The 21655-nt window shown below is 47.5% G+C and carries 18 protein-coding genes and 1 tRNA gene; 10 read left to right on the forward strand and 9 right to left on the reverse strand.

Annotation, left to right across the window (positions count from 1 at the left end):
* Positions 1-3: 3 nt before the first annotated feature.
* Both gmk and C2757_RS05295 read right to left on the reverse strand, forming a co-directional pair.
* The gene (gmk, locus tag C2757_RS05290; RefSeq protein ID WP_215373287.1) at positions 4-642 is read right to left on the reverse strand and encodes a guanylate kinase; all 639 of its coding nucleotides are present in this window, start codon (positions 640-642) and stop codon (positions 4-6) included.
* A 16-nt stretch (positions 643-658) separates the two neighbouring features.
* Complete coding sequence (locus tag C2757_RS05295) at positions 659-1597, reverse strand: YicC/YloC family endoribonuclease (RefSeq protein ID WP_215373289.1); 939 nt, start codon at positions 1595-1597, stop codon at positions 659-661.
* Between the two features lie 52 nt (positions 1598-1649).
* On the opposite strand from C2757_RS05295, the gene rph reads away from it, so the two are divergent.
* Genes rph through hemW form a run of 3 tightly spaced genes read left to right on the forward strand, consistent with a single transcriptional unit; the run spans position 1650 to position 4162 of the window.
* Positions 1650-2390 (forward strand): ribonuclease PH, encoded by a 741-nt coding sequence (gene rph / locus C2757_RS05300; RefSeq protein WP_215373291.1) that lies wholly within the window; start codon positions 1650-1652, stop codon positions 2388-2390.
* A gap of 6 nt (positions 2391-2396) precedes the next feature.
* Complete coding sequence (gene rdgB / locus C2757_RS05305; protein WP_215373293.1) at positions 2397-2987, forward strand: RdgB/HAM1 family non-canonical purine NTP pyrophosphatase; 591 nt, start codon at positions 2397-2399, stop codon at positions 2985-2987.
* Positions 2987-4162, forward strand: coding sequence for a radical SAM family heme chaperone HemW (gene hemW, locus C2757_RS05310; RefSeq protein ID WP_215373294.1), 1176 nt, complete (start codon positions 2987-2989; stop codon positions 4160-4162). Before rdgB ends, hemW begins: the two co-directional genes overlap by 1 nt.
* Before the next feature lie 58 nt (positions 4163-4220).
* On the opposite strand, the gene C2757_RS05315 is transcribed toward hemW, so the two are convergent.
* Positions 4221-5027, reverse strand: a complete 807-nt coding sequence (locus tag C2757_RS05315; protein ID WP_215373296.1) for an enoyl-CoA hydratase/isomerase family protein — start codon at positions 5025-5027, stop codon at positions 4221-4223.
* A 9-nt stretch (positions 5028-5036) separates the two neighbouring features.
* A complete protein-coding gene (locus tag C2757_RS05320; protein WP_215373298.1) occupies positions 5037-6026 on the reverse strand; it encodes a tripartite tricarboxylate transporter substrate binding protein in 990 nt (329 codons plus the stop codon).
* A 77-nt stretch (positions 6027-6103) separates the two neighbouring features.
* On the opposite strand from C2757_RS05320, the gene C2757_RS05325 reads away from it, so the two are divergent.
* Entirely contained in the window at positions 6104-7339 is a 1236-nt protein-coding gene (locus C2757_RS05325; protein ID WP_215373300.1) for a CaiB/BaiF CoA-transferase family protein, read from the forward strand.
* 10 nt (positions 7340-7349) lie between these two features.
* Here C2757_RS05325 and C2757_RS05330 read toward each other — a convergent pair.
* Positions 7350-7439 (reverse strand) — tRNA-Ser (locus tag C2757_RS05330).
* 124 nt (positions 7440-7563) lie between these two features.
* Between C2757_RS05330 and pgi the strand changes: the two genes are divergently transcribed.
* Positions 7564-9063, forward strand: coding sequence for a glucose-6-phosphate isomerase (pgi, locus tag C2757_RS05335; protein ID WP_215373301.1), 1500 nt, complete (start codon positions 7564-7566; stop codon positions 9061-9063).
* 8 nt (positions 9064-9071) lie between these two features.
* Positions 9072-10469: a phosphomannomutase/phosphoglucomutase gene (locus C2757_RS05340; protein WP_215373303.1), complete on the forward strand. Its 1398-nt coding sequence runs from the start codon at positions 9072-9074 to the stop codon at positions 10467-10469.
* 19 nt (positions 10470-10488) lie between these two features.
* Here C2757_RS05340 and C2757_RS05345 read toward each other — a convergent pair whose 3' ends face one another.
* Positions 10489-12297 (reverse strand): ShlB/FhaC/HecB family hemolysin secretion/activation protein, encoded by a 1809-nt coding sequence (locus tag C2757_RS05345; protein ID WP_215373305.1) that lies wholly within the window; start codon positions 12295-12297, stop codon positions 10489-10491.
* A 54-nt stretch (positions 12298-12351) separates the two neighbouring features.
* Between C2757_RS05345 and nadA the strand changes: the two genes are divergently transcribed.
* The 4 genes from nadA (at position 12352) to C2757_RS05365 (ending at position 15041) form a co-directional block, all read left to right on the forward strand.
* Positions 12352-13479 (forward strand): quinolinate synthase NadA, encoded by a 1128-nt coding sequence (nadA, locus tag C2757_RS05350; RefSeq protein WP_215373307.1) that lies wholly within the window; start codon positions 12352-12354, stop codon positions 13477-13479.
* Positions 13480-13503: 24 nt separating this feature from the next.
* On the forward strand, positions 13504-14358 hold the full coding sequence (gene nadC, locus C2757_RS05355; RefSeq protein ID WP_215373308.1) for a carboxylating nicotinate-nucleotide diphosphorylase: 855 nt from the start codon (positions 13504-13506) through the stop codon (positions 14356-14358).
* Between the two features lie 75 nt (positions 14359-14433).
* Positions 14434-14724 carry a type II toxin-antitoxin system RelE/ParE family toxin gene (locus C2757_RS05360; protein WP_215373310.1) on the forward strand — a complete coding sequence of 97 codons (291 nt, stop codon included), beginning with the start codon at positions 14434-14436 and terminating at the stop codon, positions 14722-14724.
* An 8-nt stretch (positions 14725-14732) separates the two neighbouring features.
* Positions 14733-15041, forward strand: coding sequence for an addiction module antidote protein (locus C2757_RS05365; RefSeq protein WP_215373311.1), 309 nt, complete (start codon positions 14733-14735; stop codon positions 15039-15041).
* Here the strand turns inward: C2757_RS05365 and nadB are convergent.
* From nadB to C2757_RS05380, 3 genes are all read right to left on the reverse strand, one after another.
* A complete protein-coding gene (gene nadB, locus C2757_RS05370) occupies positions 15038-16693 on the reverse strand; it encodes an L-aspartate oxidase (RefSeq protein WP_215373313.1) in 1656 nt (551 codons plus the stop codon). The two genes, C2757_RS05365 and nadB, sit on opposite strands and share 4 nt — an antisense overlap.
* Positions 16694-16785: 92 nt before the next feature.
* Complete coding sequence (fdhF, locus tag C2757_RS05375) at positions 16786-19680, reverse strand: formate dehydrogenase subunit alpha (protein ID WP_215373315.1); 2895 nt, start codon at positions 19678-19680, stop codon at positions 16786-16788.
* 21 nt (positions 19681-19701) lie between these two features.
* Positions 19702-21504, reverse strand: coding sequence for an NAD(P)H-dependent oxidoreductase subunit E (locus C2757_RS05380; protein ID WP_215373316.1), 1803 nt, complete (start codon positions 21502-21504; stop codon positions 19702-19704).
* Between the last annotated feature and the right edge of the window lie 151 nt (positions 21505-21655).

The raw sequence follows: 21655 nt of genomic DNA on the forward strand, positions 1-21655 counted from the left end.
TGATTAGACCCCGAGCCGCCTTAAAAGGGCTGGATTTCTGGCCATGCTGGGCCCAGAACGCAGGCGGCTAGCAGCCAAAATGTGCTTTAGATCCACCAGGGCCTGTTCAAAAGAATCATTGACCACGATATAGTCCGCCTCATGCGCATGTAATAACTCCACATGGGCTGCTGCCAGGCGCTTTTGAATGGTCGCCTCATCATCCTGACCACGATGACGCAAGCGTTGCTCTAAGGCTTCAATCGACGGGGGAAAAATGAAGATCCATTGGGCTGCAGGAATCAAGTTCCGAATTTGTTGCGCGCCCTGCCAGTCAATTTCCAATAAGACATCACTGCCCGCTTGCATTTGAGATTCGATCCACGGTTTCGAGGTGCCATAAAAATTGCCATGTACCTGCGCCCACTCTAAATAATGTCCTTGATCTCGTTCAGCCAGGAAGTCTTCTTGAGAGAGAAAGCGATAATCTTTGCCATCTACCTCTCCCGGTCTCGGTGCACGGGTTGTGATGGATAAAGACAACTTGATTCCGGCATCATCTTGCAGCAAAGCATTCACTAAAGAGGATTTGCCTGCACCGGATGGCGCAACAATCATCAACATGCTGCCTTGATAAGATGGGTTTTGACTAGCGCTTGTCATGGGAAGATTGTACGGACTATTCTAGGTTCTGAACTTGTTCACGCATCTGCTCAATAAAGAGCTTGAGCTCTAGGGCTGCTTGGGTACATTCTTCTGAGACTGACTTTGAACTCAGCGTATTGGCTTCCCGATTGAGCTCTTGCATCAGAAAATCTAAACGTTTACCCACTGGCCCTTTACCCGCCAATGCAGTATCGACTGCTTGTAGGTGTGTCTTGAGACGAGCGAACTCTTCGGCAACATCAATACGCACTGCATACAGAACTACCTCTTGACGAATGCGCTCCATCAACTCTGCGCCCGCTTTAGCCTGCTCTTGAGCAGCTAAGGCTTCAGACAAACGTTCTGTGAGCTTTTCTTGATACTGAGCCACATACTGTGGCACCTTAGGCTCAATGGTTTTCACAATCTCACGCATCTGAGTGGTGATATGGTTTAAGACGCCAACCAAGGCCTTGCCTTCAGCGTGACGACTTTCTAATAAGACGGCTAGAGCAGCCTTACCCGCTTCAATCGTGGCGGCCACCCAACCCTCTTCCTCACCGCGCGGTTCAGATACGATTCCAGGCCAGCGCAAAATCTCACCCATTCTTAATTCTGGAGCATTAGGAAAGCTCAATTGGGCTTTTTCTTGAAGTGTATAGAGGGCATCTAGACGATCTTGATTCAAAGTACCCAGGGAATGGGGATTGGCTGTCGCAGCACCGCTATTGTTATTGTTACTGCTATTGATACGCCAGGCAGCCCGAAACTCGACCTTGCCCCGCGATAGGCTTTGACTGACTAGCTCCCGTAAAGCAGGCTCAGCGCCCCGGCATTCATCCGGCAGGCGAAAGCCCAGATCCAGAAAGCGGCTATTCACAGCCCGACATTCCACCTGCAGATCAGCAACTACACCCGCTCCTAGGGAGACTTGGCGAGAAGCGCTGCCATAACCAGTCATGCTCGATATCATATGGACATTGTAGATTCTTTATAGCCCCCCAGACGAAATACAGGACAAATCCATGAGTAGCCCAAATTCAAGCACTGTCACCCGCCCAAGCGGCCGCAAACCGAAAGACTTGCGCCCCGTCACGATTACGCGCTCCTTTACCAAGCATGCGGAAGGCTCTGTTCTGATTGCCTTTGGCGACACTAAGGTGCTATGCACTGCCAGTATCTTGGATAAGGTACCCCCTCATAAAAGAGGCTCCGGAGAGGGTTGGGTTACCGCCGAGTACGGCATGCTCCCCCGCTCTACTCACACCCGCAGTGATCGTGAAGCTGCAAGAGGCAAACAGTCTGGTCGTACACAAGAAATCCAACGCCTCATTGGCCGCGCCATGCGTAGCATCTTTAATCTCGAAATTTTGGGTGAGCGCACCATTCATTTAGATTGTGATGTCTTGCAAGCAGATGGTGGCACTCGCACCGCTTCTATCACTGGCGCTTATGTTGCCGCTAGAGATGCTGTGAACCAACTACTCAAAAGTGGTGCCTTGGCACAAGACCCCATCATCGATAGCGTTGCAGCCATCTCCGTTGGGATTTATCAAGGGACTCCGGTACTCGATTTGGATTATCCAGAAGATTCTTCTTGCGACACTGATATGAATGTCGTGATGACTGGTAAAGGTGGAATGATTGAGGTGCAAGGCACCGCTGAAGGCGTTGCCTTCTCCAGGGCAGAGCTGACTGCCCTACTGGATTTGGCAGAGCATGGAATTACTGAACTTACTCAATTACAAATGGATGCTTTGCGCTAAGGCCTTATGCAAAAGCTTGTACTCGCCTCTAATAATGCTGGCAAGGTCAAAGAGTTTCAGGCGCTCTTGGCGCCCTTGAACTTTGAAGTTATTACTCAGGGATCTCTCAATATTTCTGCAGCAGAGGAACCACATCACACCTTTGTGGAGAATGCCTTAGCGAAAGCACGCCATGCCAGTGCTGCCAGTGGGCTCCCCGCTTTAGCAGATGATTCCGGAATATGCGTTCATGCATTAGATGGGCGCCCAGGCGTTCACTCTGCTCGCTTTGCTGGTGAACCCGCAAATGATGCTGCCAATAATCAAAAGCTCATTGCTGAGTTACGAAGCAAAACCGATCGCAGTGCCCACTATGTCTGCGCGCTTGTATTTGTCAAAAGCGCCGATGATCCACAGCCCCTCATTGTGGAAACGCAGTGGCATGGAGTGATTGTGGAAGAGCCAAAAGGCACTTACGGCTTTGGCTATGATCCTCACTTTTATATACCGGAACAGAATAAGACCGCTGCAGAACTTGATCCAACAGAAAAAAATGTCATCAGTCATCGCGGCCAAGCCTTGCGTCAACTGATTAAGCAATTGCAGACTCGTGCTTAATGGCTGCGCTCAATCAACCCTCCCTCGCTGCATTGCCACCCCTGGCTTTGTATATTCACTTTCCGTGGTGTGAAAAGAAATGTCCTTATTGCGACTTCAATTCTCATCAGATAAAAGAGGGCAAATCGGGATTTGATGAACAGCGCTATATCCAAGCCTTAATAAGCGATCTAGAAACGGAAATCCCGAATACCTGGGGACGCCAAGTCCACAGCATCTTTATTGGCGGGGGCACACCGAGTTTGCTCTCGGTGGCAGGTATGGATCAACTCCTTTGCGCAGTGCGTGCCCGGATGAACTTAGAACCCGGTGCTGAAATCACAATGGAGGCCAATCCCGGCTCTATTGAAGTTGAAAAACTGGCAGGCTTTGCTAAAGCAGGCATCAATCGCATTTCTTTAGGAATCCAGAGCTTTCAAGATGAGCAACTCAAAGCCTTAGGTCGTATCCACAATGGTGAGCAAGCCAAAGCAGCTGTACAGATCGCTTTGAATCACTTTAAATCCGTGAATCTAGATCTAATGTATGGCTTACCCAATCAAAGTCTCGAGTCAGCGAAAGCCGATTTAGAGACGGCTCTGTCATTTCAGACTCCCCATCTCTCTTTGTATAACCTTACTCTTGAGCCTAATACCTACTTTGCCAACTTTCCACCAAAGTTGCCAACTGATGATGAGATTGATGCCATCTTTGAGCAGAACTTAGAGCTACTGACTAAAGCGGGATACAAACGCTATGAAGTATCGGCCTATGCTCAGAAAGATCAAGAGTGCAAACACAATCTCAATTACTGGCGCTTTGGAGATTACATTGGGATTGGCGCAGGTGCTCATGGGAAAATTTCATATCCAGGAAAAATTACTCGGCAAGTGCGCGAGCGCCATCCTGAAACCTATATGCAAGCGATGGAAACTAAAGGCAATGCCTTGATTGAGCAAAGAGATATTGATGCTCAAGATCTCCCTTTTGAATTTATGCTCAACGCCCTGCGCTTGAGTGATGGTGTTGATACCAGCACTTTTAGTGAGCGCACCGGTTTACCACTCAGCGTGATTAGCAAAGGGCTTGATGAAGCCAGCAAAAAAGGTTTGCTAGATGAGAACCCCAGCAAACTCAAGCCAACCGCATTAGGCCTGCGCTATCTCAATAATCTGCAAGAAATGTTTTTAACTTAGCTGGTGAATCCGTAACGCGGGCTTACTTGCTAACTTGCTTGCTAACTTAATTGAAAACTCACTTGCCAGTCCAGACAGGTGGCTCACCCTTTAAAAATGCAGCCACGCCATTTTTAAAGTCATTGCTACCATACGTTTCACGTATCAGATCTTTGCAATCGGGTAATTGACTAATAATGATTCTGGCCATGGCGAGCTTGCTGGCTTTTTGTGTGATGGGGGCTAGTTTTGCTAAGCGCTGTGCCAAAGCATCAGCTTCGTTACCGAGCTGATCTGCTTCATAGGTCGCTAGCAAATAACCTTGTGTTTGCAATTCCTTCGCAGGAATCATTTCCGCTAACAGCAGCATACGCCGTACGATATTCATATTCAGATGCGCTACCAGCCAGGCAATATTGCCGGGATAGAGGCAATTGCCTAGGGTTCTAGCGATAGGAACGCCGAACTTGGCATCGGGTGTTGAAATCCGAAAGTCACAACAAGTGGCAATTGCTAAACCACCACCGACTGCCATGCCATCAATCACAGCAATGGTTGGCATGGGTAGCATCGCCAATGGATTTAAATAGTCATGAATTGCCTCTTCATAGCGAACGCCATCTTCACCATCTTTAAAGCTAGAGAATTGCGCAATATCGCTACCAGAGACAAACGATTTACCGCCTGCACCCCGAAAGATCGCCACCCGAATGTCCGGATTCTTAGCCAGATCCAAGCAAATGGATTTAAGACTTTCATACATACCAACCGTCATGGCATTACGTGCTGCCACATGATCAAAAGTAATGTGCGCAATCTGGCCGCGCACTTCAAGACTAACTTGAGCCACTGGGGATGCTGGTGTGTCCAAATCTTTTGATGTCATCAACTCTACTTATTCTGCTTTGATGTTCAAGCTCTTGACCAAACGCTGATACTTCGCCAGTTCTGCATTTAAGAACAAACTAAATGCTGCAGGCGTCGCAGGTCCTTCTGGTTGTAGACCCTGGGCATCTAGGGTCTTTTTGATTTGGGGATCAGCCATCGCCATTTTGACTGCATGGTCAATCTTATTCACCACCGCAGGATCCATACCCTTTGGCCCCATGACGGAATACCAATTGGTGACATCAAAACCCACAATCCCCACTTCGCCAAACGTAGGCACATTTGGCAGAATCGGCAAGCGTTTTGGTGTCGAGATTGCCAAGGCTTTTAAGCTTCCTTCTTTAATTTGCTGAAGGTTTGGTGGCAGAGTATCAAAATTCATCGTGATCTGACCACCCAGCAAATCAATAATGGCTTGACCGCTGCCTTTATAGGGAACGTGATTGAGTTGGATGCCAGCGATTTTGGCAAACAAGGCGCCTGCTAAATGTTGAGTGCTACCGATACCAGAAGAGCCATAAGTCATTTGACCAGGATTCGCTTTAGCCAATGCAATCAATTGCGCTACAGAGTTCACTGGTAGAGATGCTTTAACAACTAGTACATTGGGTACATAACCTAAATAGGTAATCGGTGTGAAATCTGTTGCAGGGTTGTATTGCACATTAGTCAATACAAAGGGTGCAATCGCATTAGAATTCGAGTGCCCAACTAACAAGGTATAGCCATCTGGATTGGCTTTAGCCACGAGGTCTGCACCAATAGTGCCTGCTGCACCAGACTTGTTCTCAACAATGATGCTTTGGCCCAAAATCTCGCCCATTTTGGGAGCGAGGGCGCGAGCCACAATATCAGTACCCCCGCCAGGTGCAAACCCCACGATTAAACGAATTGGTTTAGTGGGATACGCTTGTTGCGCGATTGACAAAAATGAGGTGCCAGCTAAGGCCAGCGCAATCAGTCCACGCAACATGAACTTAGGGGATTTGTGCAGCATACAGTCTCCAAATATTGTTTTAATTGTGTTTGATACTATTAGACATTCATTCTAAACATATAAAAACCATCGAGACAATGACGAAAACACCTATAAAAGAGGGTTCTAGACCCCTTCCCTTATCTGGGGTCCGAGTGCTGGATGTCAGCCAGGTGATGGCGGGTCCCTACTGCTGCATGCTGCTAGCGGACTTGGGTGCAGATGTCATCAAAATCGAGCCGCCCGGTACTGGTGATCAAACTCGGGGCGCTATGGGTTTCAAGATGAAAGGCTCTGACAGCATGGGCTTTTTAAATATGAACCGCAACAAGCGCAGCGTAACGCTCAACCTGAAAACCGAAGCCGGCAAGAAAGTCTTCTTTGAATTAGTAAAGACTGCGGACATCTTGGTTGAAAACTATCGTCCCGGTGTCATGAAAAAATTGGGAATTGATTATGCTTCCCTGCAATCAATTAATCCCGGCTTGGTCTACGCCAGCATTTCTGGATTTGGTCAAACGGGCCCCTGGGCTGATCGCCCTGGCTTTGATCTTATGGCACAAGCGATGTCAGGTGTGATGAGTGTGACTGGCTATCCTGATGGCCCGCCAGTTAAAGCAGGCGTTCCAGTAGCCGACATAGGTTGCGCGCTATTTGCAGTCTACGGAATTTTGTCTGCTTATATTGGCAAGACTAAAACTGGTGAAGGTCAATTTATTGATGCTTCTTTATTTGATTCTGCCTTGGCATTTTCCATTTGGGATACCGCACAGTACTGGGGTACTGGCGTTGAGCCCTATAAGCTGGGTACCGCAAACCACATGAGTGCACCTTACCAGGCCATGAAAGCCTCTGATGGTTACTTTGTGATGGGTGCTACCAATCAAAAGCTGTGGAAACTCCTGTGCGAAAAAATTGCGCGTCCTGAATTATTTGAAGATGCGCGCTTTAAAACCAATCCACTACGCTTAGCCAATCGTTTAGAACTTGCAGCTGAATTAGAAAAAACATTTACAAGCAAATCTTGCGAAGAATGGGTTAATGATCTTTTAGCAGCAGGTATCCCTGCGGGCCCGATTAATACTTATCCAGAAGCATTTGATAGCGATCACGGTCGTCATCGCAAGATGCGCATGGAGATTGATCATCCGATTGAAGGCAGTGTTCCCAATATTGGTTTTGCCGTCAAGCTGATGGGTACACCTCAGCAAGTTCGTAAGCATCCACCACTACTGGGCGAGCATACTAGTGAAGTATTGAGTGAACTCGGTATCGCAGGCGATGAACTCAAGGCTCTTGAGGCTGGCGGTGCGTTTGCACCGGAAAGACAATAATTAGAGCTGATGGCGGAAGAGGTGAGATTCGAACTCACGGAGGACTTTCATCCTCGCCAGTTTTCAAGACTGGTGCATTCAACCGCTCTGCCACTCTTCCATTTGTGTGAATCTCGGTTGGATCCAAGCCCTAGATTATAGAGAACTTTTGGTTTTCTCTTGCGAAATCCCAGTATTTTCAGTGTTTTACGGGTTTTGACATCCCTTCTTGATAAAATCCGCTCATGTCTTCTAGACCAGAAAATCTGTCCGATACCGCCCTTTTGAGCACCCATTCTGCGGTAGACATGGTGCTCGATACCGCTTACCAAAATATCAGTGCAGCGCAGTGGCAAGACCTATTCTCATTTGCGCGCAAATCCCAGTTAGAGCAATTTATTGCCGATCTGTTTGCAGGCAAGCATATTAATCAGAGTGAGGATCGCCCTGCACTACATTCTGCCCTACGCAATCTGTCTAAATCACCAGTAGTACTAGATGGCCAAGATGTCATGCCCGCTGTTACAGAGGTCTGGCGCCGTATACAGGCTCTTTGTAACCAATGGGTAGGCGTGACTGATGTAATCCATATTGGTATTGGTGGATCCGACTTCGGCCCCCGACTAGCCATTGAAGCTTTAGCCCATGTCCCTGGCATTGAGAGTCGCGGCATGCGCATGCACTTTTTAGCCAATATTGATACCGCTGAATTAGCACGCATTCTGGATCGTGCTCTGCCGCATAGCACCCGGGTCGTAATTGTTTCGAAGTCTTTTACCACCTTAGAAACTACGATGAATGCCAAGGCTGTAGTGTCTTGGCTCAAAGCTTCGGGCTGCACTAAGAGTCAAATTGCTAAATCCTTATTTGCAGTGACGGCAAATGTCCCTGCTGCTCAAGCATTTGGTGTTGAAGAAGATCATATTTTCCCGTTCTGGGATTGGGTTGGCGGCCGTTATTCAGTATGGTCTGCAGTTGGCTTACCCATTGCCTTGCAATACGGCTTTAAAACCTTTGAAGAATTTTTAGCGGGTGCCCATGCAATGGATTTGCATTTTAAGAATGCGCCACTCGAGCAAAATATTCCCGTCATCATGGCCTTGGCTTTATTGCATCAACAAGAAACTCATGACATCAAGGCTTATGCTGCCATTCCCTATGCTGATGCTCTGGACTGGTTTCCAAAATGGTTACAACAGTTAGATATGGAGAGCAATGGCAAGTCGGTTGATCGTAATGGCAAGCCGGTGAAACACTCTTCACCAGTAGTCTTTGGTAGTGCAGGCAGCAATGCCCAGCACTCCTACTTCCAACTTTTACACCAAGGTACTGATGTAGTGCCGATTGATTTCATTGCGGTTCGCAAGCCTATGAGTGATCGACCTGAGGCGCTTGCCCACCACCGCATTTTGCTATCAAACTGCTTAGCGCAGGCACAGGCATTGGCGCATGGTAAACAAGCAGACAACCCAAATGATGTGTATCCCGGTAATCGCCCTAGCAACCTACTGCTCTTACCAGAGCTCAATGCCTTCTATTTAGGTGCACTACTTGCTCTTTATGAAAACCGTACCGCTAGCTTGGGCGCAGTGTGGAATATCAATAGCTTTGATCAACCTGGCGTTGAATACGGCAAAGTACTTGCTAAACCCATCGAAAAAGCCCTGCTGGATGGCACGCCTGTTGTAGCAAATGACAATATTGATGCCGTCACAGCTGCGCGTATTAATTTATTGAACTCTTAGGATCCTCTGTGCAACTATCCCCCTCTATTTTCAAAGCCTATGACATTCGCGGGATTATTGATGAGACCTTAGATCCATCCATCGCCAAGTTTATTGGTCAGGCTTTTGGTACGGAGATGCGTGAGCTAGGTGAAACCGAGATTGTCATTGGTCGTGATGGTCGCCTATCTGGCCCCTCTTTAATAGAAGCTTTAACTGAAGGCTTACTCTCCACTGGAATTAACGTCATTGATTTAGGGATGGTTGCCACCCCGATGGTCTACTTTGCTGCCAATCAAGAAATCCACGGCAAGAAACCCAAGTCCGGGATCATGATTACAGGAAGTCATAACCCACCAAACTATAACGGCTTCAAGATGGTTCTGGGTGGCGCCGCTATCTATGGCGATCAAATCCAGGGATTACGTAAACGTATTGAAGCTAAGCAATTTTCCGAAGGCGAATCTAATAAATTTGGAACTCGCTCTACTTTTGATATCTTTCCGATGTATCTCCAGCATATCGTTGGCGATGTGAAGCTGGCTCGCCCCATGAAGATTGCTGTCGATTGTGGCAATGGTGTTGGTGGCGCTTTTGCTGGTCAATTATTTCGAGCGCTGGGCTGTGAAGTGCAAGAACTCTTTTGTGAAGTGGATGGTCATTTTCCAAACCACCATCCAGATCCTGCGCACATTGAAAACTTGCAAGATCTCATCAAAAACTTACAGACTACTGATAATGAGCTCGGCCTTGCCTTTGATGGCGATGCAGATCGCCTAGGCGTAGTAACTAAAGATGGTCAAGTAATCTTTCCTGATCGTCAAATGATGCTGTTTGCCAAAGATGTTCTTTCCAGAAATCCTGGTGGTCAAATTATTTATGATGTGAAATGCACTCGTAATCTAGCAACTTGGGTCAAACAACATGGCGGCGAGCCTTTGATGTGGAAAACAGGTCACTCTTTAGTGAAAGCCAAACTCAAAGAAACTGGTGCACCCCTTGCTGGGGAGATGTCTGGTCATATCTTCTTCAAAGACCGCTGGTTTGGCTTTGATGATGGTCTTTATACGGGCGCACGTCTTTTGGAGATTCTGTCTAAAGAGAAAGATCCAAACAAAACTCTCAATGACTTACCAAATGCTATTTGTACGCCAGAATTACAACTTACTTGCGCTGAAGGTGAGCCTTTTGCCTTACTAGAAACCATCAAAGCCAATGCGAAGTTTCCTACTTCCGAATCCATCAACACGATTGATGGTGTGCGTGTGGAATATGCCGATGGCTTCGGTTTGGCCCGGCCGTCAAACACAACACCAGTAGTGGTGATGCGCTTTGAGGCGGATAGTGAGGAAGCGATTAAACGTATTCAGGCAGAGTTTAAGACGGTATTGTTGGCTGCTAAGCCAGATGCGAAGTTACCGTTTTAATGAGCTATTGGCTAGCGGATCAAAAGGTATAACTGGCAGTAGCCCAAGCTCGGGGTTGTGTTGTGGTTCCGTCTGTATTAACGGGTTGACCAGTAGAGCTATAGAGTGGATTTTGGCCAACTTTCCAGGCAACCATTGCACCAATACCCCATCCTTCATAATCCCACTTCACCCCAAAACCAGCACCCATGAGTGAGTAGGTATTGTTGGCATTGGTTTGGCCTTGCCAGCCTGGATACAAATTCTTGTACTGTTGCACAACGCCAGCATCAAAGAAAGTGGATAAGGTGAACTTTTCATGTAATTGATGTCTCAGCTCAAGTGTAAAAATACCCCCTTGGGCCCCGCCAGACTGAGCAACTGGATAAGCGCGTACTCCATATGGTCCACCCAAATACAGTTGTTCCGCAGTGTTCAAGTTAACCGAAGAAAACTGTCCCGATACAGCAGCGTAGAGATTGGTTGTGCCATCTTCAACCAATTGCTGCGTCCGGTTCGCAGCAAAAGCAAGCTTTGTAAAGTTTGCTGGTGTGACTACACCATACTGGGTAGGCGTAGTGTTCGGAATGGAATACATCCCATAGTTAGCCTGACTAGTTGCCAAGATATCTAAATGCCCAAATATTAAAGAGACAGAACCACTGTTAACGGCTCCATGCCAAAAGCTATCGGCAATATTTCCGGAAAGACCTGCAGAAATATTATTGATGTTGTATGCACTAACAACTGAGTCAGTTAAGAAGTTGCGGTTGTTATAACTTTTAATGTCGTAGTTTAGTGAGCCATTTAAATTAGCGCCTTGACTACGAATCAAAGGATAGGCCGCACTCACACCGGTTGTCCATGCATCGCCTGCACCACCATTGGACGTATAGTTACTCACGTTCTTGTAATTTAGAAAAGTGCCTGCTAAACCCAAACGTAATCCATCTGGAGATACGGGGACGGAGATTGCGCCTTGTAAGTATTGCGATCCTTGTGAAGCAATCCCATTTAATGAGAATTGATCACCAATGCCAATGGGATTATTGATGTTGAGGGCAACCACTCCTTGGTTTGCACCAGTCGTCCTACTGCCGTAGTTATTTGCCTCCACCCTTCCCTGCACCAGCTCAGGTTGGGTTAATTGCAAACGCAGATCTGTATCCCCATCCTTTGCGCCAGGCTCTAATTGACTTGACACTATTACGCCAGGAGTTTCATTCAAAATGATTAGGGCGCGCTCAATGGAGGGCATGCTCAGTGGATCGCCCACTGGGTTGGCATAAGTAATGTATTCGGCGGCACGCTCTTTACTAAAACGCGTCGGTCCTTTGGGAGTCTCGACTACGACCTTACCCAGCTTTGCTTCGGTTACCAAAATCTTGACGACCCCACCAGCAATTTTTTGTGGGGGCAGAATTGCTTGAACGGTGTAGCCTTTTTTACGGTAATAATCTTGAATGGCATTGCAGGCATTTTGCAAATCATCAAAGCCAATATCTTTACCAAGCCATGGTTTAAGTACTGCCTGAATATCTGCCTCAGGCAGAAGCTTGACGCCCTCAAGCACGAAAGAGTTCACTGTAAAACGCACATCGCCTGCTTTGGCTTGTGTCGCCTTTTCTTGCTCCTTAGTAGTGGCTTCTGGAAGCGCTAATGGGGAAGGCAATGGCAATTGCTGCTCCAGCCCCCGCTGGAGAGCGCCGGCATCTACTTGAGCATGGGCCAAAGAAAATGCACCGATGAGGTGGCAAATAAAGGCCGCAGACAATAACCTGAGGAGGGTGGTGATTGGTGCTGCCATGGATTCAGAGACAATATTCAGAAAGGTTAAAAGTTGTGTCATTTTAGAGCTTTAAGGAGCTTTGCATCAAAACTGCCATACAGGTTAATATTTCGTATGAATTCAACTGTTAGCGCCCCCATCGCCTTTGACTACCCCCAGCAAGACTCGGCTGGGGTGACTTGCACCGCCCAAGCCTGGGCAAAGGTGCCGCCCCACCTTGCAGGATCTGAAAAATCTGTTGTCATTGCTCGGATTAAGCAACTATTGGTGGAAAAGGATGCGGCTTTGGTTGCCCACTACTATGTAGATGGCGACATTCAAGATCTCGCCATGGAGACAGGTGGTTTTGTTGCTGACTCCCTCGAGATGGCGCGCTTTGGTAAGAACCATCCTGCTAAGAATCTCATTGTTGCTGGCGTGCGCTTCATGGGTGAATCTGCCAAGATTCTGAGCCCAGAAAAACGCATCTTCATGCCAGATCTTGAGGCAACCTGTTCTTTGGATTTAGGTTGTGACGCCTCTGATTTTGCTGCTTTTAAAGCTTTGCATCCCGATCGCGTTGTCGTTGTTTATGCAAACACTTCTGCTGCTGTAAAAGCACAAGCGGACTGGATGGTGACGAGTTCATGTGCATTGGCAATTGTCCACCAATTAAAACTCGAAGGTAAAAAAATTCTGTGGGCTCCTGATCGCCACTTAGGTCGTTATATTCAAGAGCAAACTGGTGCGGATATGTTGTTGTGGAATGGCGCCTGCATTGTTCATGATGAATTTAAGGCTGCTGAATTAGAGGTGCTCAAAGCAGCCCACCCTAACGCCATGATCTTGGTTCACCCTGAATCACCACAAGCTGTTGTTGACCTGGCAGACGTTGTGGGGTCTACCTCCGCCATGATTAAGGCGGTTGTTGAAGGAACTGCTACTGAATATATTGTGGCAACCGATAATGGCATCTTGCACCGTATGCGCCAATTAGCACCACACAAGGTTTTGATAGAAGCACCGACTGCTGGTAATAGCGCCACCTGCAAGAGTTGTGCGCACTGTCCTTGGATGGCTATGAATGGCTTGCAAGGAATCTTGGATTGCCTTGAGAATGCCTCTGGTGAAATCTTCATCGATGAACCCATTCGTGCAAAAGCCTTAACGTGCATTGATCGCATGCTTGATTTCACTAAAAACCATCCTGATCTTCTCGCTAAAGCACAACATGGCTTTGTGAAAAATATTGGCGCTGCCTAACTGAAGTATTTTTGATTGAATCCCATGTTTGACCACAACGAAACTCTAGAGCAAGCGCGTCAACGCAATATTCATGATGCGCTCATGGAAGATATTGGCACTGGTGATTGGACTACCAAACTGGTTCCCAATAAACGTGTTCATGCACAATTGATCGTGCGCCAAGAGGCAGTATTGTGTGGGGTTGATTGGTTTGAGGGTACTCTCAAAAAACTTGATGCCAATGCTAAAGTCACTTGGCATTACATGGAAGGCAACCTCATGGCTGCAGACAGCAAAGTCTGTGATATTGAGGCAGATGCTCAAGCCCTACTCTCTGCAGAACGCACCTGTATTAATTTTTTGCAAACACTGTCTTGGACTGCCAGCATTACCCGGCAACACGTCGATGCGATTGCGAATGTCAGCCCCAATCCCAAGGGCTGTGCCGTACTAGATACCCGCAAGACTATTCCAGGTTTGCGCCAGGCACAAAAATATGCTGTTCGGGTTGGTGGTGGCCAGAACCAAAGGCTTGCTCTATGGCATGGCATTTTGATCAAAGAGAATCATATCGCTGCAGCGGGTAGCGTTACTGCTGCCCTGAAGAATGCTGCCGCTCTCAATGCTGGGGTAGATATTCAGATTGAAGTAGAAAACTTTGCAGAACTCGAAGAAGCTTTGGCTGCCGGCGCCAAAAGCATTTTGATTGATAACTTCAATACCGATCAAATGAAAGAGGCCGTTGCTTTGACAGCTGGCCGTGCGTTACTCGAAGCTTCTGGTGGCATTAATTTGGACCAAATGCGTGCGATTGCTACAACTGGTGTGGATCGCATCTCCCTTGGAAAGTTAACCAAGGATGTGCATGCGGTTGATTTCTCGATGCGCATCCTTTAAGGTTTTTCAGTAAATTCCCATCTAAATTACATACTTTCCTGCAGATTTAATGTATCCTATTGGCTACATTAATGAATGCTCGAAATCAGGAAAACCGAAGAATTTACAGTCTGGCTAGATTCCCTGAATGATTTGATGGGAAGAGCAAAAATTCAAGCCCGAATTAAACGTTTGTCCGAAGGAAATTCAGGAATTACAAAATCCGTTGGCAGTAAGGTCTTTGAGATGAAGATTGATTTTGGACCCGGCTACAGAATTTATTACACAAAACATGAGAATGTAATGTATCTATTACTTATCGGGGGCAATAAAAGAACTCAGGTTAAAGATATTCAGATTGCAAAATATTTAGCCAAAAACATATAGTGAATGAGATGAAAAAGACAATCACCAGCCCTTATGATGTAGCAGAACATCTACGTACCCCTAAAGAAATGGCTCTTTATCTGCAAGCATGCATTGAAGAATCCAATGGGGATGCAGCGTTTATAGCAAAAGCACTTGGCGATATAGCGCGCGCAAAAGGAATGGCTCAAGTAGCTAAGGAATCTGGGCTCTCAAGAGAAAGCCTATACAAAGCCTTGTCTGGGGATCGAATACCGGGGTTTGATACTGTATTGAAGGTACTTGCAGCTCTTGGTCTGAGCCTACATACAAAACCGACTAGCAAAGCTCGTGCTTAACTTTTCTTAAGCAAATCAGAGCCTTCTGCCTGAGGAGTCAAGATCGTTGGATACGAGACCGCCCAAGTTCCAGGGTAGTCGCGGCTGTAGTGCAATCCCCTGCTTTCTCTTCTCATCAGGGCTGACCTGACGATGAGTTCCGCACACTCTAGCAAGTTACGCAACTCAATCAGATCTCGCGTGACCTTAAAGTTGGCGTAATACTCTTGTACTTCATATCTGAGTAACTTGATTCTGTGGAGTGCCCGCTCTAGTCGGCGATTGGTTCTCACAATGCCAACGTAGTTCCACATCAAGGAACGCAACTCATCCCAGTTATGGGCAATCACCACTTGTTCATCCGCATCTTCTACTTGGCTCTCGTCCCAAAGCGGTAAATTAGGCATCATTGGCGCTTTGAGCTCTGAGATGTCTTCGGCTGCTGCCTTACCAATCACCACGCACTCCAATAAGGAGTTGCTGGCGAGTCGATTAGCGCCGTGTAAACCGGTGTAGGTTGCCTCACCAACTGCATAAAGACCTGGTAGATCGGCTCTACCTTTTAGATCGGTTACAACTCCACCGCAGGTGTAATGTGCCGCTGGAACAACAGGAATAGCCTCTTTGGTAATGTCCAGCCCAAGACTTAAGCAACGTGCATAAATCATGGGAAAATGTTCCTTGATAAATGCCTCACCGAGATGGGTCGCATCTAAGTGCACATAATCCAAACCATGCTTCTTCATCTCAAAGTCGATAGCACGGGCGACGATATCTCGTGGCGCTAGTTCATTGCGCTCATCATGCTCTGGCATAAAGCGAGTGCCATCTGGCAGCTTTAATAAACCACCCTCACCCCGCATGGCTTCAGTAATCAAGAAGGTACGATCACTAGGGTGATACAAACAAGTTGGGTGGAACTGAATAAATTCCATATTGCCAACCCGGCAACCTGCCCGCCAGGCCATCGCAATACCATCACCAGTAGCAGTATCTGGGTTACTGGTGTAGCGATAAACTTTGCCAACGCCGCCGGTCGCTAGTACCACTGACTTAGCTGGAATGGTTTCTACGCGATTGTTTTTGATATCTAGGGCGTACACACCATAGCAGCGGTTTGGCTTAGTGCGCTGTGTCTTTGCGTCGAGATGACGGTTGGTAATCAGATCGAGCGCAATCCAATGTTCCAGAATACGAATATTTTGATGTGCCTTAGCTTTATCCAGCAACACTTCATGAATTGCTTTACCAGTAGCATCGGCAGCATGGGCAATTCGGCGATGCGTATGTCCGCCCTCACGAGTGAGATGTAATCCCATTGGGCCAGTTTCATCGGCGGTAAAGGGAACGCCTTGGTCTACTAACCATTTAATCGCATCCGCACTTTCTTCAGCAATGTAACGTGCGGTCGATTCCACTACGAGGCCTGCACCGGCATCAATAGTGTCCGCTACATGAGAATCAATGCTGTCATGCTCTTTATCCACTACCCCAACAATACCGCCTTGAGCCCAAGCTGTTGCAGCCTCACCTAAACCGCGCTTTGCCATCAGAATCACTGGCTGAGTTTCAGCCATATGTAGGGCAACCGTTAGGCCAGCTAGACCTGCCCCAATGATGAGCACTGGTAACTCGGCTTGAGCCTGTGAGGGAGTGGGTTTTGAACTGGCCATAGAGGGTTCATTCTAAAGGGCAATTCAAATTAGTGAGGCCTAAGTAAAAAGGCTCCAAATTTGGAGTCTTTCTAGGATTGCTAGTTTGACGCTCAGACGTTTGAAGTCACTTTAGAGCCGCCAGGAGCATTCGTGCCATATCCCATAATCTTGGCTGCATCCCCGCCTTTGGCGAGCTTGACAGCGCAGTACTTAAATTCTGGGATCTTGCCAAATGGATCTAGGGCAGGATTGGTAATCAAGTTAGCCGCAGCTTCATAGTAAGCAAACGGAATAAAGATCACGCCTCTTGGTGTACCGTCATCCCTACGTACATGAATACCTACTTCGCCACGACGGGATTGAACGGTAATCACCTCACCAGCAGATACACCTAACTGGGTCATGTCTTCACCATTCATCGAGACGGTTGCCATTGGCTCGATGGCATCAAGCACCGTTGCGCGTCTCGTCATACTACCGGTATGCCAATGCTCTAACTGACGGCCCGTAATCAACACAAACGGGTATTCGGTATCAGGTCTTTCATTTGCGGGAATAATGTCAGCAGGAACCAGTTTGACCTTGCCATCTGGTGTCGCAAACTCATCATCAAATACGATTGGGCGTCCTGGATCTTCTGCTGACAAGCATGGGTATGTCACGCTCGATTCTTTTTCCAGACGTTCCCAAGTAATGCCCTGAATAGCTCCATGCATTGCTTGACGCATCTCGTCATAGACTTGCGCTACACCATCATCTGGCCCTTGATAGTTCCAGTTCAGACCCATCTGTTTGGCAATTTGCTGAATGATCCACAAGTCTGCCTTAGCGTCACCCGGAGGGTTGATTGCTTTCTTACCCATCTGCACCATACGGTCGGTATTACTTGCTGTACCCACCTTCTCTGGCCAGGCACTTGCTGGCAATACAACGTCTGCAAGTAAGGCGGTTTCGGTCATGAAGATGTCTTGCACTACAAGATGCTCAAGGGATGCCAAAGCATGACGTGCATGATTTAAATCAGGGTCACTCATCGCAGGGTTTTCACCTTCGACATACATGCCACGAATCTTATCTGGGTCACTGTCGGGTGCAGTGATCTTATGCATGATCTCCACAACGGTGTAGCCAGGCTTCTTATCGAGCGGTGTATTCCAGAACTTCTCAAACCACGCGTGCGCTTCTGGGTTATCAACGCGCTGATAGTTCGGGAACATCATCGGAATCAAACCAGCATCACTAGCGCCCTGCACATTATTTTGGCCACGCAGTGGGTGTAAGCCTGAGCCAGGCTTACCAATTTGACCAGTGATACTCACCAAAGCAATTAAGCAGCGGGCATTATCCGTACCATGAACGTGTTGGCTGACACCCATGCCCCACAAAATCATCGCTGACTTAGTAGTAGCAAATTCTCTGGCAACTTCACGCAAGGTCTCTGCCGGAATACCACAGATCGGCGCCATTGCTTCAGGGCTATAACCCTTGATATTTTCTTTTAAGGCTTCAAAGTTATTGGCGCGGTTCGCAATAAATTCTTGATCAGCCAAACCCTCTTCGATGATTGTATAGATCATGGCATTGAGCATTGCCACATCCGTATCAGGCTTGAACTGCATCGTGCGCCAGGCATGCTTACTGATTTCAGTCATGCGAGGATCACACAGCACAATCTTGGCGCCACGTTTTGCGGCGTTCTTAAACCAAGTAGCCGCTACAGGATGGTTTGCCGTTGGATTAGATCCAATCAAGAAAATCAAGCTGGAATGCTCAACGTCATTCACCTGATTACTTACAGCACCAGAGCCCACGCCTTCTAGCAATGCCGCAACAGAGGATGCATGGCACAGACGGGTGCAATGGTCCACATTATTGCTACCAAATCCTGTACGAACCAATTTTTGGAATAGATAGGCTTCTTCGTTACTGCCCTTTGCAGAACCAAAACCAGCCAAGACTTTTAGGCCATGCTGGTCTTTGAGTTTTTTGAGGCCGCCGCCTGCAAACTCAAGCGCTTCTTCCCAAGTAGCCTCACGGAAAATATCGGACCAGTCTTGCTTACCTTCCAGAATAGTTTCGTCCTTTGCTACACCCGCTTTACGAATTAAAGGCTTAGTTAAACGCTGTGGGTTGTGGATGTAATCCATACCAAAGCGACCTTTGACGCATAGGCGATTGTGATTGGCAGGGCCGTCACGGCCTTCTACGCTCACAATCTCTTCATCTTTAACGTTATATGTAATTTGGCAACCGACGCCACAGAATGGGCAAACAGAATCCACCTTACGATCTACTATCTGAGAGCCAATCAAACCCTTCGGCATCAATGCGCCGGTTGGGCAAGCTTGCACACACTCTCCACAGGCAACGCAAGTACTATCACCCATTGGATCGTTCAAGTCGAATACGATCTCACTGTGAGCACCACGCATAGCGTAGCCGATCACATCATTTACTTGCTCTTCACGGCAAGCACGTACACAGCGGTTGCACTGAATACAGGCATCGAGGTTTACAGCCATCGCTGGGTGGGAAATATCATTTGCCACTTTGTCACGACGCAAGGCTTTGAGCTCAGGACGAACAGTGACATCCATTTGTGCAGCCCAGGTACTGAGTTCGCCATGTTGATGTTGTTGCTCTTCTGCTGCGCTGTCACCAACCCATTTAAAGCCTTCGTCTGGCATATCGGAGAGCAGCATCTCCAGCACAAGTTTTTGACTCTTTAGTGCACGCTCACTATTGGCTTTGACTTCCATACCTGGCGTAGCACTTCTGCAGCAACTCGGAGCTAATGTGCGCTCGCCATTAATTTCGACAACGCAAGCACGGCAGTTACCATCAGGACGATAGCCATCTTTAAAGCAAAGATGTGGAATATCAATACCATGACGTTTAGCTGCCTTCAGAATCGTTTCGCCTTCATAGGAAACAATCGTCTTGCCGTCTAGCTTGAACTCAACAGTTTGTAGCTCGAGTTCTTTTGGATTGGTTGGTGCGTTCATGTTTGTCTCGTTATTCCCTTGTTATGCTACTTCTTGCGGGAAATATTTAGCAATGCAACGAATTGGATTTGGCGCAGCTTGGCCTAGACCGCAGATTGAAGCGTCTACCATCACAGTAGCTAAGTCTTCTAGTGTTTCTTTGTCCCAAGATGTGGCTTGCATGAGTTTGGCAGCTTTGCCGGTACCGACACGACATGGGGTGCATTGACCACAGCTCTCATGCTCAAAGAAATGCATGACGTTAAGAGCCATATCACGTGCTTTATCTTTGTCGCTAAAGACCATCACCGCAGCAGAGCCGATGAAACAACCGTAAGGCTGTAAGGTATCGAAGTCGAGTGGAATGTCGTTCATGGTGGCTGGCAAGATACCGCCGGATGCCCCACCAGGTAAGTAGCCATAGAACTGATGGCCATCTTGCATACCACCACAGTACTCGTCGATCAGCTCTTGAATGGTGATGCCTGCGGGCGCCAATTTGACACCAGGATTTTTTACGCGCCCACTCACGCTAAAGCTACGTAAACCTTTACGATCATGACGGCCAAAAGAGCTAAACCACTCTGGTCCACGCTGCACAATATCGCGCACCCAGTAGAGAGTTTCAAAGTTGTGCTCAAGCGTTGGTCGACCAAATAAACCCACTTGCGCAATATAAGGAGGACGCATACGAGGCTCGCCGCGCTTACCCTCAATACTTTCGATCATGGCAGATTCTTCGCCACAGATGTAAGCCCCCGCACCACGACGCAATTCAATCATCGGCAATGGGAACGGCGGATTAGCTTTGAGCTTGGCGATTTCTGCTTCGAGCAATTCACGGCAGCCGTGATACTCATCACGCAAATAGATATAGCAAGCATCAATGCCCACCACATTAGCTGCAATCAATAGACCCTCTAAAAAACGATGGGGATCACGCTCTAGGTAAGTGCGGTCTTTAAATGTGCCTGGCTCACCTTCGTCAATATTCACAGCCATTAACTTTGGTGCAACTTGATCTTTCACAATACGCCATTTGCGTCCTGCCGGAAAACCTGCACCACCCAGACCGCGCAAGCCAGAGCTTTCCATCGCCTTGATGATGCTCTCAGCATCTTGCTTGCCGTCATGAATCTCTTTTGCTAAAGCGTAACCACCTTTAGAGCGATAGATTTCATAACCAACGTAATCTGGGGAGACTGTTTGGTTTTGACCTTGAGGAGAAATGCCCTGCTCGGCTAAGGCTGCTGGCTCAAAATTGGCATCATCTTTTGCAATTGGGTGAGTCGTCAGTTTGTTCTTAACGGCGGCTACAACTTTATCTGGGGTGGCAAAGAGCACTGGGTACTGATGCACTACAGCTACAGGAGCCTGCTCGCAGCGTCCTACGCAGGGAGCTGCTTCAACTTTAATCTTGGAATTACCCAAAATGTCTGGCAATTTAGCCAAGAGATTTTGCGCGCCACCTAACTCACAAGCAATGCCATCGCAAACACGAATCAGAATATCGGCAACCGGATCATTACCGCGCACGACTTCAAAGTGGTGATAGAAGGTAGCAACTTCATAAACTTCTGCCATCGGCAAATTCATTTCTTTTGCCAAGGCAACTAAATGACGATCGTGCAAGGCACGGTACTCATCATTGAGCTTGTGTAGATTCTCAATCAATAAATCACGACGATGTGGTGCATGACCTATCAGTTGGCGCACTTCTGCAATGGAAGCATCGTCAGCCTGACGACCTTTTAACTTACTCTTACGACGAATGGTCTCCCTCAAATCGTCTGCTGTTGCAATAGCAACCGCTTTGACTTCTTGAGAAGGCTTTGGGTGATTCATAGTCTGTAGTCTCTATTTTTTATAGTTTTATTGCACTGCTATTTAGCGCCTTGGAACCGATGCGGCTAAAGCGCTAGATTAGTACATTAACCGCTTGATTTTGGGTTATTTTCCCCTTGAAGTCCTTGACGGCGCTCAAGGGAATGAACCT

This window comes from Polynucleobacter sp. MWH-Svant-W18, from assembly GCF_018687495.1.
Lineage (GTDB): Bacteria > Pseudomonadota > Gammaproteobacteria > Burkholderiales > Burkholderiaceae > Polynucleobacter.

Excerpts from the sequence above, each read along its gene's own strand:
- C2757_RS05365 (WP_215373311.1), top strand. The coding sequence starts at position 14,733 with ATGAAAAAGACAATCACCAGCCCTTATGATGTAGCAGAACATCTACGT.
- hemW (WP_215373294.1), top strand. The coding sequence starts at position 2,987 with ATGGCTGCGCTCAATCAACCCTCCCTCGCTGCATTGCCACCCCTGGCT.
- C2757_RS05325 (WP_215373300.1), top strand. The coding sequence starts at position 6,104 with ATGACGAAAACACCTATAAAAGAGGGTTCTAGACCCCTTCCCTTATCT.
- gmk (WP_215373287.1), bottom strand. The coding sequence starts at position 642 with ATGACAAGCGCTAGTCAAAACCCATCTTATCAAGGCAGCATGTTGATG.
- C2757_RS05360 (WP_215373310.1), top strand. The coding sequence starts at position 14,434 with ATGCTCGAAATCAGGAAAACCGAAGAATTTACAGTCTGGCTAGATTCC.
- C2757_RS05380 (WP_215373316.1), bottom strand. The coding sequence starts at position 21,504 with ATGAATCACCCAAAGCCTTCTCAAGAAGTCAAAGCGGTTGCTATTGCA.
- rdgB (WP_215373293.1), top strand. The coding sequence starts at position 2,397 with ATGCAAAAGCTTGTACTCGCCTCTAATAATGCTGGCAAGGTCAAAGAG.
- C2757_RS05315 (WP_215373296.1), bottom strand. The coding sequence starts at position 5,027 with ATGACATCAAAAGATTTGGACACACCAGCATCCCCAGTGGCTCAAGTT.
- C2757_RS05320 (WP_215373298.1), bottom strand. The coding sequence starts at position 6,026 with ATGCTGCACAAATCCCCTAAGTTCATGTTGCGTGGACTGATTGCGCTG.
- nadA (WP_215373307.1), top strand. The coding sequence starts at position 12,352 with ATGAATTCAACTGTTAGCGCCCCCATCGCCTTTGACTACCCCCAGCAA.
- C2757_RS05295 (WP_215373289.1), bottom strand. The coding sequence starts at position 1,597 with ATGATATCGAGCATGACTGGTTATGGCAGCGCTTCTCGCCAAGTCTCC.
- pgi (WP_215373301.1), top strand. The coding sequence starts at position 7,564 with ATGTCTTCTAGACCAGAAAATCTGTCCGATACCGCCCTTTTGAGCACC.
- nadC (WP_215373308.1), top strand. The coding sequence starts at position 13,504 with ATGTTTGACCACAACGAAACTCTAGAGCAAGCGCGTCAACGCAATATT.
- rph (WP_215373291.1), top strand. The coding sequence starts at position 1,650 with ATGAGTAGCCCAAATTCAAGCACTGTCACCCGCCCAAGCGGCCGCAAA.
- C2757_RS05345 (WP_215373305.1), bottom strand. The coding sequence starts at position 12,297 with ATGACACAACTTTTAACCTTTCTGAATATTGTCTCTGAATCCATGGCA.
- nadB (WP_215373313.1), bottom strand. The coding sequence starts at position 16,693 with ATGGCCAGTTCAAAACCCACTCCCTCACAGGCTCAAGCCGAGTTACCA.
- fdhF (WP_215373315.1), bottom strand. The coding sequence starts at position 19,680 with ATGAACGCACCAACCAATCCAAAAGAACTCGAGCTACAAACTGTTGAG.